This window comes from Gemella sp. zg-1178 (assembly GCF_018790995.1).
Classification (GTDB): domain Bacteria; phylum Bacillota; class Bacilli; order Staphylococcales; family Gemellaceae; genus Gemelliphila.
This window is the reverse complement of the sequence record NZ_JAHKEI010000022.1, coordinates 1-19,778: the sequence shown is the minus strand read 5'-3', so window position 1 is coordinate 19,778 and position 19,778 is coordinate 1. Positions and strand designations below refer to the sequence as shown.

Genomic DNA, 19,778 nt, shown 5'->3' with positions numbered 1-19,778 from the left:
AAATCATATTTAGAGTTGTTTCCAATAACTTTAAGTAATGCAACATATCTTTCGCTATCTTTTAGATTTTCTTCTAACATTTTTTTAAATAGATGTTCATAATCATTTATTCTCATTTTTACCTCCTTATTTTATTGCATAAAAAAGACGATAGTCTTTCATCTATCGTCTTATAGTATCCATATTTTTAGTTTGTATCTTTTAAAGTATATTTTCTGTTTTTATTTTCTCCGATTGGCACTAATAAATTATTATCGACCATTTTTGATAGTATTCTTCTTGCCCTAGCCGACTTAACATTTAACAAGTTTTCTATGTCTTTTGTTTTAAATAATTTATTTGCTTTGGCAAATTCTAAAACAATTTCTTCTTGATTTTTATCAATATTTATCGCTACTTTATCGCTACTTATCGCTACTTTATCGCCGTTTTTTATCGCCACTTTATAATTTAGATTTTTTAAAATAATATAAAATGAACTTTGTGTAGAACGAAATTCTGCTTTTAAAGTTTCGTTATAGTTTTCTTGTATTTCATAATTATCTAAAATCTTCTTTAATCCACTTCCTCGTCTTTCCATTAAATTCATCCGACTAAAAAGATCAGCTATAATCGGATTTCGTCTTTTGGATGAAATTTGATAGGGATTTAGTTCTTGGATCAATGTCCCATCAAACATGCCACCAGGTGAGTAAATTTCTAATCGATCATCATAAATATCAATATGGACTTCAGAACCTATTTCACTATAATCTCTATGGATTAGAGCATTTACCAAGGCTTCCCTTATTGCTATTTCAGGATAATCGGGATATTCTATTCTTGCTTCATTTCCCTTTTTCCACATTTTTTTAGAATTAGATTTAATAAAGTCTTCTCCACTTTGTAGTAGATATAAAAGACCACCATCATATTCTTTATCATCTAAGGCTTCTAATCGACTATTTGCCTTATCAAGTCCATTCCATCTTGTCGCAAAAATTCTTGATTGATAAACAAGTCTTTCATCAGCAAGTAATGCTCCTGCATAGGTTAAATATCCCTTATCATCAACAAGAGAAAAAGAAATTAAATCACTATCAACTAAATCTTTTTTCGTTTTTTGGTAATAAACAGCTTTTAGTTTACTAAAGGACGCCCTATCAATTTTAATATCACTTGAAATACTGTCAAAAGTCTTGTTTATTCCTCTTAATACAAGATTTTTTAATTGATTACTATTAGCTACAACACTCTCATTACCAATTCTTATAAAAGCTATCCTACTAGCTCCATCAATTAAATAGTAGGGAGTTTCATTGCCTGAAAAAATACTTAATATAATAAAATCCTTATTATCGATTCTTTCAATATTTAATGTTATTTGAGGAATGGGATCTAGTTTCGTCTTAATTATTTCACTAATGATTTCAGAATCTTGCTTGGCATTTTCTAAACCCAGTAATTTATCATTATCATCTATACCAAAAAAGATTTTTCCACCATTTGTATTCGCAAATGCTACAACTGATTTTAACCAACTTTTGGGTCTTTTTACTTCTAACATTACTTTTTTATCATAAGAACTAGTTTCACCAACATACTTTGATAAATCCATTATTTACTCCTTTCTAGTTATTTTGCATTAAATTGTCTTTACACTTGTAACATTGTACCATTTTTTGTGTTTTTTCTCTACTCTAGCAATTGTATTTTATTTTTAAAAATTTCTTTTAAAATGACTTCTAATACATCTACTACAATACTATTGCCTGCTTGTTTATATAGTATTGATGATGTTTTATTTTCTTTTTCTGGATATATCTCTCTTAATTTATTAAAATCATTATCTGAAAATCCCATTAATCTAAAACATTCTCTTTCAGTTAGATATCTATACTTGCCATTTTTTAAATCAACGATGCCAGCATTTGGTATTCTCATCTGTTTTGTTGATATTGTGTAACAAAATTCTTGAACTATGTTTAATCTTCCTTTGAATTTTTTATTTGATTTATCATCTTGTATATATTTTAACATTGACGCTTGTTTTACTATATACTTATCACTACAATCAACTTCTAAAAATTCGTTGATAGCTTTCTTTTCTTTTTTCTCTAAGTGATTAAAGTCAAAATTGTTTTCTCCTAGATAACTTATCGCAAATATTCTTTCTCTATTTTGTGGTATTCCAAAATCTTTTGCATTTAGTAATTGATATTTTGTTTCATAACCAAGTCTATTCATTTCAGCAAGATAATAAAAAAAGGCAGCCCTCATATTTTTATCAAGGACGCCTTTAACATTCTCCCATATCACCCACTTAGGTTTATGTTTTGCATGTTCAATGATTCTTATTGTTTCAAAAAGTAGACTAGATCTTGTGCCACTTCCTTTTTCTCCACCTTTTTGTAGTCCAACTCTACTAAAATCTTGACATGGACTACCGTGCATTAAAATATCTATTTTTTCATTAGGTAATTCATAATCAATCACTGATTTAGGTTGATAATTTTCTTGATAGAGTTTGTTGTAGCTTTTTACACAATTTTTATCTATCTCCACATAGTCAATCACTTTATAGGGAATTTGAAGATTAATAATAGCTTTTCTAACTGCACCAATACCTCCAAATAATTCTACAATTTTTAATATTTTGATTATTATCACCTCCAAACAAAAAGGCGACTAAGTTCTTATACTTACTCGCTTTTCTTTTTTACTATTTCATATAATTGTATTGTTGATTTTATAGTGTCTTCTATTTCTTTTAAAAATTCTTGTTCACTAAACTTCCCAATAGAAATATCGTACAATTTCATTTCCCAAATAGCTGTTGTATTAGCATTCTTTAAAAAATCTGCAACTATTGTAATTAATTGTATGCCTTTTTCTGTTACTAGATGATTTTTCTTTTCACGAATTATAAATCCCTTCAAGATTAATGTTTCAATTATTCCCGCTCTAGTAGCAGGTGTGCCTAGTCCTTTTCGCTCTACCTCAACCTCTTTATCAATAAATTCAGTTCCAGCAATCTCCATTGCCTTTAAAATACTTTCTTCAGTGTAATGCTTAGGCGGACTAGTAAACTTCTCTTTTATTTCCTTATTTATAACTTCAAAAGTATCCCCTACATTTACATCAGATAAAATTTCTTCTTTACTTTCTTTTTTATATTGTTTTAAATACTTTGTAAATCCTTCATCCACAACAACTTTCCCATTCGTTGTAAATTCGTAAGTATCTCCTTGAACTTCATAAACATAGATAATTTTAGTCGTGATTTCTTTTAAAGGATAACCAAAACTTGCATATGTTTTATTTAAGATTAAGTCATAAATATTTTTTTCTTTTGTATTTAATTTTGATAAATCATATTCCATACTGCTTGAGGTAGGTATAATAGCGTGGTGATCTGTTACTTTTTCTGAATTGAAAACCTCTTTAATTCTACTTGTATCAAAATCATACTTGCCTAAAATTGAATTTACCGTACTTATAATCATATCATTGCTTAAATATCTACTATCCGTTCTTGGATAAGTAATTAATTTCTGCTCATATAATTTTTGTGCAATATCTAATGTGTCTTTTGCACTTAATCCAAAATATCTATTGGCTTCTCTTTGCAATGTTGTTAAGTCATAGAGTAAATCAGGTCTTGTTGTTTTTTCTTTTTTAATAACATCTGTTATCTTGATATTAGTGCCAATAGCCTGATACACTAAATCCTCTACAATTTCATAGTTATACATTCTACCTGTACTTAAAGTAAAACTTCCCAAATTTAATTCACCAACATAATATTTTTCCTTTTTAAAATTTTTGATACTTTCATCTCTATCCACAATCATAGCTAACACTGGTGTTTGTACTCGACCCACAGAATAATGTTGGCGATATAAACAAGAATATAACCTACTCATATTCATGCCAATTAACCAATCTGCTTTTGCTCTAGCTAGGGCTGATTGGTAAAGATGATTGTAATTTTCTCCCCTTTTAAGATTTTTAAAACCCTCTTGAATGGCTTGATCCTCTAGTGAAGAAATCCAAAGTCTTTTTATTGGTAATATAGATTTGCTTTGATTATAAACTAATCTAAAAATCAATTCGCCCTCTCTTCCAGCATCACAAGCATTAATTACTTCACTAATAGTTTTAGATGTGAGTAATTTCTTTAGTACTTGATATTGTTTCTTTGTACTTTTAGAAACATCATACAAATACTCATTTGGAATAATAGGTAAATCCTCTATATTCCATTTACTATACTGATCATCATACTGTTCTGGATTTGCCATTTGAATAAGATGTCCTAAACACCAACTGACAATATAACCATTCCCCTCTATATAGCCATCTTTTTTATCTTTTACACCAAGCACCTTTGCAATACTCATTGCAACACTCGGCTTTTCTGCAATAACTAATTTCATATTTCCTCCTATCTAAATATAAGGCAGCTAAATGATTTAACTGCCTTGTCTAATTTCTATTCCATTGATTTGTCTTGATTTTTTAATACAAACGAAAATTTGATTTGCATTTTTCCATTGGTATCTTTATTATAAATAGCCTTTGGTGTTTTTAAATTAAACTCCCACCCATGTGTTTCATTCTTAAATGTCGCATATGCTATATCTTCATGAACCATTTTATATTCATTATTTTCTTTAATATATTTTGTAAAACGAATAACCATTCCACTTAAATCAATATCATCATTGTGTCTATATTGTCTTTTTGTTGGGAATTTTATAATTGTTTCAGGATACCATTGACCTATCTTAATATCCTTTGGCATATCAACATTTGTTCGTTTTATGTCATCTTTTAGTTTAATAACTTCATCCTCTAAACCTTGAATTAAATTAGTAATTCTAACAAATTCTTCATGATTGACACAACAGCATGCATCTTCATTTAGTTGCTTGATTTGTTTTTCAAGAGCATTTATTTTAGCTTCTTTTTCTTTAATAATATCCTCTTTTTCGACTAACTTATGATTAAGTATATTGTTTTCTTGTTGTAGATTTGCTTTTTCTTCTTCCAATGTTGTTTTTTCAGCCATTAAAATTTCTTTTTCTTTCTCAAGAATTAAGATCTTACTTGCTAGCTTATTTATTTCATCTTCTTTTTCCTTAATCAAGCTATTTTTTTCTAAAAGCTGATTAGTTAAAATATCATTACTATTTTGCAAAGTTTCTTTTTCTTTTTCCAAATTTTCTTTTTCATTTGCTAGCATTTCTTTTTGATTATTTAGGCTAGTTATTTCATTGGTTAATTCTATAATTCTATCCTCTTTTTCTTTAATAATTTTATCTTTTTCAGCTATCTGTTTTTCTAATTCTAATTTTTCATTTTGTAGAGTAGTATTTTCTTCTGTTAAATTTTTCTTGTCTTCTTGTAAACTAGCAACTTCTTTTTCAAGTTCTGTTATTCGTTTTTCTAGTTCAACAATATCTGCTTTTAAATCAGCGATATTCCCTATTTTTTCATCTAGAAGTGTCTGAATATTCGTTAATTCTTCTTGTAATGTTGTTTTTTCTTTTTCTAATTTCTCTACTCTTTCTTGTAATGCTTCATTTAAGTTATCTTTAGTTGATAAATCTTGTTCTAAAGTTGTTATTCTTACTTGTAATGTTTTTACACTTTCTTCTAAACTAGAAATGTCATCCATAGTTAAATCGGTCATAACCTCTGTGTGTTTAACTCTTTTTACATTTTCTTCGATTGCTATTTTCAAAGGGACTTCCCTTCCAATATTTGAAATCTCAATATATTCACCATTTATTGTGTAACTTGCATTCCCGTTCATATTTGGATTTGCTTTTTTAATATTATCAATAACTTTATATTTATCTTCAGTCTTTAATTCCCCATCATAATCAATGGTTACTTTTTCAATATGTCGATTCAAAATTCTTACAACATTTCTAACAATTTGACTTTTTAAATCATTGCCATTCCATCTTGCAATTTCTCCTGAAAGAAAGGCGTATCCTAAATATCTATCTTTATTACTGTCTGTATCTAATAACAACACATTTACAGATGTGCCAATAAGGTTGTAATCTTCTTTACTTAATAGATATTTGCTATATGGTTTTTTAGTCCTATAATACCCATCCCCTCTACGAATAAAATCATTTTTATCTAGTGTAATACTTTTATTCACTGCTGAATGATCTGATTTGTGTTCAAATGTATAACCTACTATCATTTTGAAATCAAACTCAAATCCTAACTGCTCAAAATGGTTGTCAGATGATTGTGAGTGAAAACTAGCTGTGTAGTATGTTTCATCTTCTGTCGCTACTCTTCCTTCATCACTTTCAATAGCGTAAACTGGTGCAACATTATGAATAATGTTTGTTGTTGCTAAACTTACAAGCATCATTACTGCTAAAAATTTTTTATATGTTTTCATCTTCTTCCTCCTTTACTTCTTCTTGATTTTCTTCGAAAAATTCATCATCATTTTCATCTTCTTCAAAATCAAAATCTTTTTCTTGTTTAGGTTTGATAATTTTAAAGTAATAACCTGCTCCTAATGCTCCTAAAAGGACAAGACCTAAAATAAAATAAGAACCTAAGCTATTGTCTTGCTTTTTAGGTTCTTTCTTCACTTCTTCTTTAGTTTCTTGTTTAACTTCTTGTTTTGGCATTTCTTTAATTTCTTTTGTTTCTATCATATTTAGTAAATCTCTTTCTGAAACTTCAGTTACTAATTGAACATTATCACTAGATTGATCGTGATTTATAATTAAATGAAATACCTTGCCACTTTTCGTTTTAAATGTTAGAAACTGTCTAGCATCACTACTTGGTCTTTCTTTTGACTGAGTTGTATTGTTTTTATTATCACTTTTTGAAGTAGTTGATTTACTGACAATATCTCGTCTAATTGGATATTCTTTATTATCAGCACCGACATTTTCTATTGATGTTCCCTTTGCTTTACTTTGTGGAGTTGCAAGTATTGGGCTATTATTGCTTGAATTTTTAGAATAGCTTTCTAAAAGTTCTTTCATTTCTTCCTTAGTAACTCCTTTATTTCCTTCATCAATTGTTTTTTCAGAGTGTTCTTTTTCAGATAGATTTGCTTTTTTATTTTCTTTTGTATCTTCTACCACATCAACTGTAAAGGAATTTTCTTTCGTAACATCTTCATCTTCCTTACTTACCTCAATGGTAAAGTCTTTTTCTACTTCCTTTTTTTCACTTGCATATACACTTACTGGTATAGCCATAAAGCATAGTGTAAATACAAGAATTATTTTTTTAAACTGTTCTTTCATCTTTTTTCTCCTTATTCTTTAAAATGTTTATTAAATCAAAAAATCCAATGTTTTCTTCTTTTAGAATAACATTGACATGATCTGCTTGAATTTTATTTTTCTCTTCTTGAATTTCTGCTAATTTTTGCTTAATATCTTCTTTTTTAGCATTGAGTTTTCTTTCCTCTTTTTCCAGTTTTATATATCTTGCTTCATTTTTTTCCATTAGTTCTCCTTTCAATTTTTTAATAAAAATAATAGACCTTTATTGTTCTACAACCCATAATCAATATAGTAGCACTGACTTGCATCTTCTTTTGAAATAGTTCTTGTTGAGATAATAAATTCTCCCTTAACATTCATTTCTGAAACAAGTACTGAACCATCTTCATTCACCTTTTCTACAAAGGCAATATGTCCATATTGTGGCGATGACCCTGCAACTCCTGGTGGAAAACTGATTGCTGTTCCTGCTCTTGCATTCCTTGACACTGAATAGCCATAATTTTGTGCGTAAAATGCCCACTCACCACCATTACCCATTGGACTATGCTTAATTGGTTTTCCAAGTTGTGAGAAACGATTATAAACATACCAAGTACATTGACCAGGGTAACCACCATTTAAACTAGCAACATAATTTGGATCAGGTTGTGGAAAATCACCTCCTGAAACATCAAAATCATATAAACTACTTACTCCACTTGGAAAGACAGGAGAATTGGCATCAGAAAAGAATCTAGACATATTTCCTTTTGTTTCATACAACATTTCAAAATGTTTTATATTATCTGGATATCCTTGTAACCTAGAAAGTATTTCATTTTTCATATCATTTTTACTAACAGTAACAATCAACTTTTTATACTCATAAGGAACTTCAATACTTTCTAATATTTCATTCCCATCTTCATCAATGGTTGTGTAATACTCTGTTTTATACCTTATTTCAATTTCTTCCTTGTACTCAACATCATAAATAGCCTTAAATAAACTTTCTAATTCAGCTTCAACTTCATTCATGTTTTCAGCTTCTCCAAATCTTGATGTGATGTAAGAAAGAAGTAGATGAGTATCATGAGAAATATCAATATTATTGTGAATAATATATTCATCGTATCCTGGATTAGATGCTTCTACTCTTGCAAGTTCATTTTCTAAATTTAATTCTTTTGTTGAATAACTTTGATTGATTGATAAAAGTTTTGGTTCACTAGCTAAATAACTTGTTGCTAGTACATTATTTCCTGTACCTCCAAATATTCCTCCTATAGATGAAATTAGTTGAAATATCATCATAAATAAAATTAAGAAACCAACTAATACTCCAACAATTTTCTTTGCATTATTAACTACTAATTTTGAAGAGGCAACTAAAATATCTTGCACTTTCTTTTTTACTCTATCTCTAAAGCTGATTTCATATTTTTGATAGATTAGTTTTTTCATTTGTTTTCTTTGAATAAATCTTTTATAAATCGTTTTTTGTTTGTAACTATCAGTATGAATTAGCGAACTTAATTTATCTTTGTATTCAAGTTTATACTTTCTTTTTCGTATTCGTTTATTTAAGTTAGATACTTTGCTTTCTTGCCTTTTTAAAAGTTTACTTTTTCGATTTCTTGAAAATTTTCTGACTGTACTCACTGATTGAGATATTTTATCTAAAGACTTCTCACTAGCTTCTGCTCCTACATTTTCATGACTACCATGTGATATATAGCTTGATAATATACCTGCACTACTTGCCATAGCTCCTAACATCTTTTTATTACTTTTATACAGTATTGAATCTTTAGGAACTTTTTTATTTAGTAAGTTATCTTTTTTACTTTTTAACTTTTTTAATTTTTTGTCCCTTGCACCTAACAAGCTATCCACATCATCAAGGCTTTGATCAATGTTACTTTCTTTAGATTTAGCAAGAACTTCCTCAACTTTCTCGCCTTGTGTCTTGTTCTTATCTCTCGTAAATATTTCATTTTTAAAATAATTTTTTCTTTTATTTTTTGTTTGAGTGATTACTTCCTTACTATTTTCTTTTTCGACATCATAAGTAGATGAAAAATAATCGCTACTATTTATATTGTTATCATATCGATCAATTACTCCATCATTATCCAAATCTTTATTAAGTGGATTATAAACCTCAGTTACATTTGCGTCTGTATTTTCTTTGAATATCCTTTGATTTGATTTTTTCTGTGATGCCTTTTTATCTAATGAACTATCTGTAAAATCGTTTATATTGTTTTTAGTTTCTTTACTATTTAATATCTTATTTTTAACACCACTATAATTAGATTTTTCACTAAGATTAAATTCTAAAATATCATCATTTTTATTTCTTAAAAATCTTTTCTTTGGGTTTTTATCAGTTGTATTACTAGATAAGAATTTTGTCTTTGTATGTTCTATCTTTTCATCAAATCTTTTATTCTCACTAATTAGCTTACCTTTAAAGTCTTTCTGATGTTCTAAAAAATTAATTTCTAGTTTATCAATATTCTTTTCATTAAAATCTTTTAATGATGTTGTAGAATCTCTTATTTTTTTACTTAATACTTTTCTATTCATAATCTACTCCACTTCTTCAGGTTTTGTTGTCATTTTCTTGTAAAGTACAGTATGTTTAGGGAACTTATCTATAAATGGAACGATTGTATTCCCAAAAAATAAAAGCCCCTCTCCAGCATTTGAATTTGTTACATAGTTTAGCTGACAAGGGGATATTTTTAATTTTTTAGCAAGTATTTCTCTATCACCACTTGCTTGATTTAACATTAATACAAAATCTGTATTATCAAATATATTTTCAATTTCTTTACTTGCCAGTAAATCTTTTACATTCTGAGTTAATCCTGTCGGAATACCTCCCCATTTACGAAATCTTTTCCAAATTTCTACTGAATACTGGGCTGTTTGTTCTTCTTTTAAAAGCAAGTGAAACTCATCAATATAATACCTTGTTGCTTTTCCCTCCACTCTATTTTTTGATACCTTATTCCATACTTGGTCTTGAATAACAAGCATGCCTATTTTTTTAAGTTGTGTGCCAAGTTCCTTAATATCAAAACATAAAAGTTTTTTATCTAAATCAACGCTTGAATGATGATTAAAGACATTTAAAGAACCTGTTACATAGATTTCCATTTCTGTGGCTAGTTTTTTTCCTACAACTTCTTCTTGATTTTTTAACATATCATATAAGTCTTGTAGAATTGGCATATTTTTTGGAATTGGATTATCAAAATATTTTTCATAAATCTTAGGTAAACATCTATCAATAACTGATTTTTCAGCTGCACTTAAACCACTTCCTCCTACCACAAGTTCAAGCATCGACATAATAAAGTTTGCTTTATCTTTAAGTGGTGCATCACCATCACCATAATTCATATTAATATCTAATGGATTTAAATAGTCTTTACTTTTTGCACTGATTTTAATCACTTCACCATTAAATTGTTTAACTAAATTGCCATACTCTCCCTCTGGATCACAAACAATAATATCATCATTTGTTACTAGAATAGCATTTGTTATTTCCCTTTTGGCACTAAAACTCTTTCCACTACCAGGCGTTCCTAGAATTAAACCATTAGGATTTTTTAATCTTTTTCTGTCTGCCATAATTAAATTATGGCTGAGGGCATTTAAGCCATAATATAAACTTGCTTCACTACTCATAAATAGTTCTTGTGTCGTAAATGGCATAAAGACTGCTGTTGACGATGATGTAAGTTGTCTTTTCAGACTTAACTGATTTATGCCAAGTGGAAGTGAAGATATTAAACCTTGTTCTTGTCGATGATCAAGCAATTTAAGTGGGCAGTTATGTCTATTACAAATACTTGCAATATTTTCTACACTAGCATCTAACTTCTGTTTACTTTTTGCAACATTTAAAATTACAAAAGAAACCATAAACATCTTTTCATCTCGTGATTGCAAATCATTGAGTAATCTTTTAATATCTTCTCCATAAGTAATTAAATCTGATGGCAAAATATCCATATCATAACCACTGCGAATTGCCTTTTTATTTTCTTCAATTCTCATCTTATCAATATCTGTATTTTTTCTTTTAATCATCTTGATTGCTTCTACTTGATCAAGTGCTTGAATGTGTATAGAAACATACATGTTCTCTTCTAAAGATAAAATTTCAGACAGCATTCTATCCGACAATTCACTTGCCATAATAATAAAATGACTAGCAGAACCTAAATGACTACCTAACTTAAAAAAGTCTTTAGGTGTAAAATCTAATACACTTGGAATAATATAGGCTTTGGATTGTTTTTTCTTTCTATCCTTACTGCTGTCTTTTTCTTTTGATTGTTCAAGTACCATTGATACATCTTCATAAGCAGGCATAAAACTTTTACCAACATTTAACATATCATGCATAATCTTTAATCTTTCAAAACCATCTAAACTTTCTGCCCTAACTCCCATTGCTTTTAATTGTGATAGTATTTCAATTTCAAGTCTTTCAAGTTTTACCTTAGCTTGCTTGAAATAATCTGCTTGTACTGTAAAAATTATATATCTTTCTTTTTTCAGACCGTTATTCCCCTTGGAAAGTTGATTTTTAAGCATTTCTCTAAATTCACTTCGGACATCATTAAAACCATCTTCTTTTTCAGGAATATTAATAACTTTCTCCATTTCCCTTAATCTACCTAATTGATTGGTAAAACAAAACTGAATGCTAACACTTGGATCAAAGGAATTTAAAAAGTTAGCAAACTGATTGAAAATCATATCTCTTGCTTCTTCAAGTGCTAATTGATAATTAATATCTTCAAAAGAAATCATTTTATTATAGGTTGTTTCATTTACTTTACAAATACCATCATCATACATTATTTCATAAGGAATGCTATCTTCTAGTGTATATCTCTTATCTTCAAGTTTGAAAAAATTAAATGTTGTTTCAAAAATTCCTTTTTTCTTTTCTTTACCTAGATTTTTTAAATCTTTTTTACTTCGATTTAAATTTTTTTGATCTTGATTTAACTTTTCTACTCTTTTTCTTTGTTTGTTTTGCATTTCTTATTTCCTCCTTTCTTTGCTTGATATATTCACTTTCCTTTATTCTTTTTTTCGGTTGATAAAATTGGTGAAGATACATGGCTTTAAAATACTCTTCTGCCTTTAAACCGTCTTTTTCATAAAAAGTCATAAATAAAAACGGAAAAGCTAAAAGAACCAATAGTATCATAGAAATATCGTTTCCAAGTACAGATCGTGTATTTAGATATACTGGAACAGAGACAATACCAGCTAAACAAAAACCTATTAATTGTCTTTTTGTTAAGTTAAAAGCTATTTTTGTCTTTACTTTATTTAAGTCTTTTGGTATTCCTACATAAGCCATAGCTATACCTCAACTTGTTTCTTGTCTGATTTATCTAATTGTTTACTTAATGTTTCGATATGGTCATAGCAAACAATAACTTCATTTTTTACTTCTTCCATATCATTTGTTATATCTTGGTATCTTTCATCTTGTAAATCGACACAGGTATTATATTTGCTTGAAAACTCAGTAAAATTAGTATCTACATGTTCTCCTAAATAATTTACTTTTTCATCCACTTTTCTTATCCTAATACAATTAACAACTATGCCTACTAAACCTAATACCACTCCACCTAATAAAATATTTTCTTTATTCTTTATATTCATTTTTTCCTCCTAATGTGCATTCATAATACTTTTTGCGATTGTTCCACTCTTTAACATCATAAGACCTAGCAAAATCGTATAAGCTAAAATCATAAATGTTGATGTGTGGATATCTGTTATGTTGACTGTTTTGATTAAAACAGCATAAATTCCAAGACAAATCATCAAGAATAATCCTTGTAACGCCAAAGCAAATAGTCCTTTAATATAATTTGTACCAATACTTCCCCATTCTTTATTTCCCATTGTAGAAAATGGAATAGAAGCAACAGCACTATATACATAAATTTCAAACATACGACCATAAACAATAATTGTGATTAAAATAGATACACCTTGAATCAACATTTTTACAAGTGATGTTTCTAAGGCAATAGCAATCAATTCTCCTACCTCTTTTTGTTTCAATGCTTCTATCATCGAAATAAATTCTGATGATGATAAATTAGAACTTGTATTAATCACTCCTGCTACTTTTACTACTAAATTTTGTGCAACATCAAATGAAGCCATAGCAAATTCAAAAGCATGTGAAACGAGATACACTGCAATTGCCATTTTTATAATATATTTAAAAAATTCAAAACTATCTCCATCATGCATATTATTCTTATTCATAACCATTTGAATAAGTTCAATACACAAAACTGCTGTAATAATTAAACCTGCAATAGGTATAATCACAGTATCATTGATATTTTTAATAAAGGAAAAAACCTCAGCATTAAAACTTTGAGGTGTTTTTCCTACTTCACTTGATACAAATGTTACTTTATCATTTATATCGACAAACATTGCTTCTAAATTTGACTGGATTATTCCGATAAAAATATCTTGGAAAAATTCTTTTATTTTATCGAATATCCCAAACATAGATTACTCCTTAATTAAAGACATTTGATAGTAGTGGGATTAGTTTTAATCCAATAAGGACAATGCCACCACCTGCCATAAGTTGCTTAATTCCTTGTGATTTTGCACCAGGGTTATCATTTCCATAACCTTCCATTAGGTTGATTACTCCCCAACCTCCTAGACCTGCACCTATTGCAATGACTAAAGTCTTTAAAACATCTACTCCTTGTGTAAAAAATTCCATGTTATTTTTCCTCCTTATTTTCTTCTTTTTCAATTTTATTTAATGATTTTACGATAAAGTTCTTATATACTTTATCTGCTTTTTTGTTTTCCTTGTAATATCCATAGACATGGATAAAATCACCTTTTTTAAAATTTTTGGTAATTTCTGTTTTTTCTCCATATACAGAACAGTTGATATATTCCTTTCCACTACCATATTTTTTCACTAATGTGAAATTAGCTACTGTTACTTCCTTATCATCTTTTGTAAAAGTATTGGTTTTAATTTCATCAACTAAATTTGCATTGATATTAATCATTTCATTATTCATTTTCATTTCCTTTCTCTTTAAAAAATAAAAACGACTAGATACCACTTATCTACTCGTCTAAGATTACATGTTAAATTTTATTGTTGGATCTCTTATCCTTTTCATTTTTTCTCTCCTTTTTAGGATTTTCTGCTTTTTGTTCGTATATATAAATTGAGGGGCATTTGAAATACTAGTTAGTTCCTCTGCGAGTTTTCTCTATTTATTAATCGCAATACAAATGGAAAATAGATATAAAAAAAGACGATAGAAATAAAAATTCTATCGTCTAATGTATTTTATTCAGTAAAAATATAATTTAATTAAAATACAATCCATTACAATCTTGTAACAAGGATATTTTCTTTCAAATTTACTTTCCCTTTTCTCTTCATATAGTATTCAATATCAAATAAATTCCTTTTATCATAATCTTCAAGTAATCTATAATTCTTGTGCTTAGTAATATCAAACTTATCTGAATAAAAGGGTCTTGACCCTCTTATCTCCAAAATACATTTTCCACCGTCCATAACTTTTATTTCATCTCTACTCATTAGTTCTTTTCCTGTCTTTTGATAGTTAAGTCCAAATGATTTTTGATTTGATCTAGTTTCTGATGTATTGTAAAGATCAATAGTTTCTTTTCCTAAGTTTTCAGATAATTCTTTAAGTGTTGTTCCCTCTTTACCACCTAAGAATAATTCACTATCACAGTTACCAATAATGGTATCTGCATTATCCTTATAAATTGCCTTTAATTGTGATTTAGCTTGTAGAATAATACTTGCTGATATTTCTCTACTTCTGATTGTTGCGATTAACTTCTCAAATCTTGGTATAAGTCCAATATTGGCAAACTCATCAAGCAAACACCTAACATGAACTGGTAATCTTCCACCATATTCATCATCTGCCTTATCGCAAAGTAGATTAAATAATTGAGAGTACATAATTGACACCACAAAGTTAAAAGTATCATCTGTATCTGAAATAATAACAAATAATGCTGTTTTCCTATCTCCCAATGTATCAAGTTCTAATTCATCTTCACTCATTAAGTTTCTAAGTTCTTCAATATCAAATGGTGCAAGCCTTGCACCGCATGAAATAAGAATAGACTTAGCTGTTTTTCCCGCAGCTAATTTGTATTTTTTATATTGCTTGACTGCAAAGTGATTAGGATTTTTTTCTTCTAAAACTTCAAACATAAGGTCAATCGCATTTTTAAAAGTTTCATCATCTTCTCTAACTTCACTAGCGTCAATCATTGCAAGTAAGGTATTGAAATTCTTTTCCTCTTTAGGACTTTCATAGTAAATATACCCTATAAGTGCTTGATAGTATAACTTTTCAGCTTTTACCCAAAAATCTTCTCCAGACTTTTCTCCATCTCCTTTTGTATTAGCGATAATAGTCTGCACAAGTTTTAAAATATCTTTTTCACTTCTAAGATAGGCAAAGGGATTGTATTTCATACTCTTTTTAAAATTAATGGTGTTTAATATTTTTATCTCATACCCATTATTTTCAAGCATCTTTCCACACTCAAGTACAATAGTCCCTTTTGGATCAGTTACACAGTAACTAGAGTGCATCTGCATTAAATTTGGCTTTACAAAAAATCTAGTTTTACCACTTCCAGAACCACCAACAATTAACACATTTTTATTTCGTGCATATTTTGGGTTAGATGGTCTTCCATTCATCGTAAGTCTTTCGGTATTCGTAAGTAATATATTATTTTCAAACTTCTCATCTACATAAGGGGCAATGTCTTTTGAATTTCCCCATCTTGCTGAACCATATTCCTTACCCTGTCTAAATTTCTTAGCATTTTTCCCTTTTGAGTAAACTATTAGCTTAATTACTACTGAAAAAATTAGTCCTATCGATATATCAATTATATCAAAACTGGGTAAAAAGCTCATCTTATTTAATTCTAATGTTGCTTTAAATATCCTATCAAATACATCTCCACCACGATAACTATTCACATGACTTGCAAAGATATTTCCTAAATAAAAAAATACAAGATAAGGTATATTGTGCTTAATAAATGCCTTTTTATCTTGTATCTTAAATAAATTTTGAATATCTTTTATAATTGCATTAACTATCTTCACATACTACCTCCTACTACAAACTCTGTTCTTTCTGCTTATTTTTAATCTTGTCTTTGTCGCTAAACATTGCTTTTGATTTTTCTTGAAATTCCTTAATTTTTTTGATTGTCGATTCTTTCTTATCGTGTTTTTTCTCTGCATTTTTTATTGCCTTAGTAAATGCTTTTTCCATGACTTTTGTATCCTTAGCTTGATAGAATACTGAGTATTCTTTAGTTTCTTTATCTTTCATCACAGAAAAATTAACACCATAACGATTTAATAGTTTTTTAAGTTCTTTTAATTCTCCTTTAGAAATATTTAGACTTTCAAGTTGTCCTTTTTTTACCATTTGGCTTAGTGGTTTTGCATTTGATTTAAATTTATCATCAATAAATTTATCTAGCTTTACTTTATTTTTATTTGCTTTACCCACGATAAGTTTTAGTGCTTTAATCACTTCACTTGCAGTTGCTTTTGTTATTTTCGTTTCAATGGTTATTAACTTATGCGTTAATTCTTCATTTATCACTTTATCCCTCCTTTATCAGTGATTACAATCAAATCCCACTTTATTGGTATAGTAAGATTGAATTGTTGTTAGAATGTTATAGGCTGCTGTTAAGATAAAAGCCCTGATATTTCTAACTTCTGTATCATGATTTTTTAAAATTGTTACCAAGTGTTCTAAATGATCATATCTAAGTTCTAAAAATCTTTCTCTAACAACGCTAGCTTTCATATTTATTTGATTTATTTTTATATAGTCATTATCGTCATATACCATAACATCTGCAAGAACTGTCAGAATTTCATCTATCTCTTCTGCTCGGTAATGATTACCAACTTCTAAATGATCATAATAGCATGTGTTTTTTCTAAGTATTTCTAAATAGTCATGATAACTTTTTTTATTTTCCATCCCTCCTTCTTTCCATATTTCTATATTGTTATCCTCATACTCTATATTTTTTTCTTGTGTTTGTGTCCATAATGGAATGATGGAAGGATTTGTAGAAATATCTGAAGTAATCTCTGTTGTATTCTTTGTAGTAATCTTTGGTAATGGTTGGGGCAAATTGCCATATTGCATCGGGGCATTTTGCATAAATGCATTGGTGCAATTTGAACTATTGCATTGGTGGATTTTGCCCTTTTCCATTGGGGCATTTTGCCCTAATGCATTGGGCATTGTATTAAATTCTGTAAAGTTATCCACATTTTCTTGTAATATCTTTAGCTCTTCTTCTTTTTTCTTTTGTTCTATTTTTTGATATAATTCTATAAGTTTTTCATCATTTAATGTATACCATTTTGTTTTATCTCTTGGGTCTTTATTGAAATTTCCACTTAGTAAGTAGCCTTGTTTTTCTAACTTAGCAAAAGTTCGTTTTACAGTATCAAAACTCATATAGTCAAAATCATTTTCTTGCCATTTCCTAATTGAATTGTATGTCCAATATCTTCCCTCATAAAAGTTATTTCCAGTTTTTTTGTTTATTTCTATCCAATAATTTATTTGTTGTAATATTAGTGCTTCATTTAATCCAATTTCTCTAGCAAGTGTTTTGTTTGCGATGATTGGATGTTCATCAAATAAATACATACTCATTTTTACCTCCTCTTAAAAGAAAAAGACAAGCAGTCTTTATCTACTTGTCTTTCGTTGGTTTATATATTTTTTTAGTTGTTTTTTAATTTCCAATAACCTTTTTTTGAACTTCCGATATATTCTAATTTATTTTCTTTTTTTAGTTTTGCAAGTTCTCTTCTAATTGTAGATTTTGATAAACTCAATATATCTTTCATTTCATCTGCTGTTATCTGTGGATTATTTTTAATTAGTTGAATGATTTGTTCGCCTCTGTTAATAAATATTAATTTTTGGGTGTCATTTTGGGTGTCGTTTTGGGTGTCATTTTGAACTTCATAGTTACGATTAAACAATGTTACAATTATTCCATTATTTGAAATATAATATTCTGGTTGTTTTTTAAAATCTGCATAATCTTCAAAAATTCTTCTAACTCCTGAAGCATAATTTTCAATAACATCAATTTTATCCAATGTGTTAACAATGATTTTATTTCTTTTAGCTACCATACCCATTTTTATATTTTCAAGTGTTAATCCATCAGGTAAACTTCCTGGTGAAAAAATTTGAACTCTATCATCATAAAATTCAATTTTTACATCACCACTTAAAGTGTAATCCCTATGACAATAACAATTTACTATCGCTTCTCTTAAAGCTCTTTTAGGAATATCTAAATATTCATCTCTATCAGGTTTGCCTGAAATTGTGATTCGTTTTCTATTTGATAAACTAGCAAAATAAAGTATTTCATCTAATTGCTTTAAAATTGAACCTGTGAACTCTTTTTTATCAAGAAATACACTAACATCTCTTCCTTGAAATACTGCAAATTTACTAATTGTTGGATTTTGATCACTTAAAAGTAACGCAGCATTATTATATTTGTTATCTTTACCTATTAGAGATAAGGCATATACATCAAACTTAATACCTTTTTCTTTAAATCTATTTTCAATATATTCAAAAGTTAAATCATTTCTATCAATACTTATTGATTCAAAATCATTTGAAGAATGTTGTCTAATCATTCTTTGTATTTCATCAAAGCTAGCTACTCTTTTTGTGCTACCAACTCTAATAAAAACACCTTTAGAATTAAAACCTTCACCATCTTTATAAAAATATGGTTTATCTTTACCTTCTAATATTCTAATCTTAAAAGGTACTTCATTTGGATGAATATAAATTAAGTTGGTAGCATCAGGGCTAAAAGCATTAACAACCCAATTAGATAATATTTGTTCCCATTCTTGTTGCTTATTTTCTATTAATGACCTATTTATAGTACCATCATCATTTACTCCTAAATGAACTTCTCCACCTTCGCTGTTTAAGAAAGATACTATTTCAGCTTTTAGTTTGTTTTGTTTTTCTGGAATATCAATTTTATATTCAATTCTACTATCTTCCATATATCCTCCTTATTTAGGTTCTATGTGTTGTTTACAATCATATAATATCATATGACTCTAAACAACACATAGATTATTACTTACTTGAGTTTTAATATTTTGTAGAATCACTAAAACCCTTGATTTTATTAGACTTTTTACCACTAACATAATTATGACATAAAACCCTGCGAAAAAGTCGAGGATGGTTGCATTAATGAATTCTTTTTTAATAAAACTTATTAAATATTTTATTAGTGATGTTGGCTTAGAATAGTTAAATACATCTTCTAATTCCAAATTAAGTAACTTAGATAACTCATCACTTGCATCTT

General features: G+C 28.3%; 18 protein-coding genes. All 18 read right to left on the bottom strand.

The annotated features are described in order from the left end of the window. Positions 1 to 187: 187 nt before the first annotated feature. The gene (locus KMP12_RS06065; RefSeq protein WP_215756841.1) at positions 188 to 1,597 is read right to left on the bottom strand and encodes an AlbA family DNA-binding domain-containing protein; all 1,410 of its coding nucleotides are present in this window, start codon (positions 1,595 to 1,597) and stop codon (positions 188 to 190) included. 77 nt (positions 1,598 to 1,674) lie between these two features. Further along, the gene (locus KMP12_RS06060; RefSeq protein WP_483867056.1) at positions 1,675 to 2,649 is read right to left on the bottom strand and encodes a DNA cytosine methyltransferase; all 975 of its coding nucleotides are present in this window, start codon (positions 2,647 to 2,649) and stop codon (positions 1,675 to 1,677) included. Positions 2,650 to 2,681: 32 nt separating this feature from the next. Further along, complete coding sequence (locus KMP12_RS06055; RefSeq protein ID WP_215756840.1) at positions 2,682 to 4,418, bottom strand: DNA topoisomerase 3; 1,737 nt, start codon at positions 4,416 to 4,418, stop codon at positions 2,682 to 2,684. Between the two features lie 56 nt (positions 4,419 to 4,474). After that, the gene (locus tag KMP12_RS06050; RefSeq protein ID WP_215756839.1) at positions 4,475 to 6,412 is read right to left on the bottom strand and encodes a coiled-coil domain-containing protein; all 1,938 of its coding nucleotides are present in this window, start codon (positions 6,410 to 6,412) and stop codon (positions 4,475 to 4,477) included. Further along, complete coding sequence (locus KMP12_RS06045) at positions 6,399 to 7,283, bottom strand: CD1107 family mobile element protein (protein WP_215756838.1); 885 nt, start codon at positions 7,281 to 7,283, stop codon at positions 6,399 to 6,401. Before KMP12_RS06045 ends, KMP12_RS06050 begins: the two co-directional genes overlap by 14 nt. After that, positions 7,267 to 7,488, bottom strand: coding sequence for a hypothetical protein (locus KMP12_RS06040; RefSeq protein WP_215756837.1), 222 nt, complete (start codon positions 7,486 to 7,488; stop codon positions 7,267 to 7,269). The genes KMP12_RS06045 and KMP12_RS06040 overlap by 17 nt, the downstream gene beginning before the upstream one ends. A 47-nt stretch (positions 7,489 to 7,535) precedes the next feature. Further along, entirely contained in the window at positions 7,536 to 9,839 is a 2,304-nt protein-coding gene (locus KMP12_RS07640; RefSeq protein ID WP_252344730.1) for a CHAP domain-containing protein, read from the bottom strand. A 3-nt stretch (positions 9,840 to 9,842) separates the two neighbouring features. Further along, positions 9,843 to 12,320: a VirB4-like conjugal transfer ATPase, CD1110 family gene (locus KMP12_RS06030; protein WP_215756836.1), complete on the bottom strand. Its 2,478-nt coding sequence runs from the start codon at positions 12,318 to 12,320 to the stop codon at positions 9,843 to 9,845. Further along, positions 12,253 to 12,648 (bottom strand): PrgI family protein, encoded by a 396-nt coding sequence (locus tag KMP12_RS06025; protein WP_215756835.1) that lies wholly within the window; start codon positions 12,646 to 12,648, stop codon positions 12,253 to 12,255. Before KMP12_RS06025 ends, KMP12_RS06030 begins: the two co-directional genes overlap by 68 nt. 2 nt (positions 12,649 to 12,650) lie before the next feature. Then, a complete protein-coding gene (locus tag KMP12_RS06020; protein ID WP_215756834.1) occupies positions 12,651 to 12,959 on the bottom strand; it encodes a hypothetical protein in 309 nt (102 codons plus the stop codon). Positions 12,960 to 12,968: 9 nt separating this feature from the next. Then, positions 12,969 to 13,832, bottom strand: coding sequence for a VirB6/TrbL-like conjugal transfer protein, CD1112 family (locus KMP12_RS06015; protein ID WP_215756833.1), 864 nt, complete (start codon positions 13,830 to 13,832; stop codon positions 12,969 to 12,971). 10 nt (positions 13,833 to 13,842) lie between these two features. Beyond that, on the bottom strand, positions 13,843 to 14,058 hold the full coding sequence (locus KMP12_RS06010) for a Maff2 family protein (RefSeq protein WP_134744142.1): 216 nt from the start codon (positions 14,056 to 14,058) through the stop codon (positions 13,843 to 13,845). A gap of 1 nt (position 14,059) precedes the next feature. Next, positions 14,060 to 14,377, bottom strand: a complete 318-nt coding sequence (locus KMP12_RS06005) for a hypothetical protein (protein ID WP_483867055.1) — start codon at positions 14,375 to 14,377, stop codon at positions 14,060 to 14,062. 311 nt (positions 14,378 to 14,688) lie between these two features. Beyond that, entirely contained in the window at positions 14,689 to 16,476 is a 1,788-nt protein-coding gene (locus KMP12_RS06000; RefSeq protein ID WP_483867054.1) for a VirD4-like conjugal transfer protein, CD1115 family, read from the bottom strand. A gap of 13 nt (positions 16,477 to 16,489) precedes the next feature. Then, positions 16,490 to 16,987: a PcfB family protein gene (locus KMP12_RS05995; protein ID WP_215756832.1), complete on the bottom strand. Its 498-nt coding sequence runs from the start codon at positions 16,985 to 16,987 to the stop codon at positions 16,490 to 16,492. Between the two features lie 15 nt (positions 16,988 to 17,002). Next, positions 17,003 to 18,067 (bottom strand): DUF6017 domain-containing protein, encoded by a 1,065-nt coding sequence (locus KMP12_RS05990; protein WP_215756831.1) that lies wholly within the window; start codon positions 18,065 to 18,067, stop codon positions 17,003 to 17,005. A gap of 71 nt (positions 18,068 to 18,138) precedes the next feature. Beyond that, entirely contained in the window at positions 18,139 to 19,464 is a 1,326-nt protein-coding gene (locus KMP12_RS05985) for an ATP-binding protein (RefSeq protein WP_215756830.1), read from the bottom strand. Between the two features lie 57 nt (positions 19,465 to 19,521). Then, the coding region (locus tag KMP12_RS05980) for a hypothetical protein (RefSeq protein ID WP_215756829.1) at positions 19,522 to 19,778 on the bottom strand (257 nt) is incomplete at its 5' end.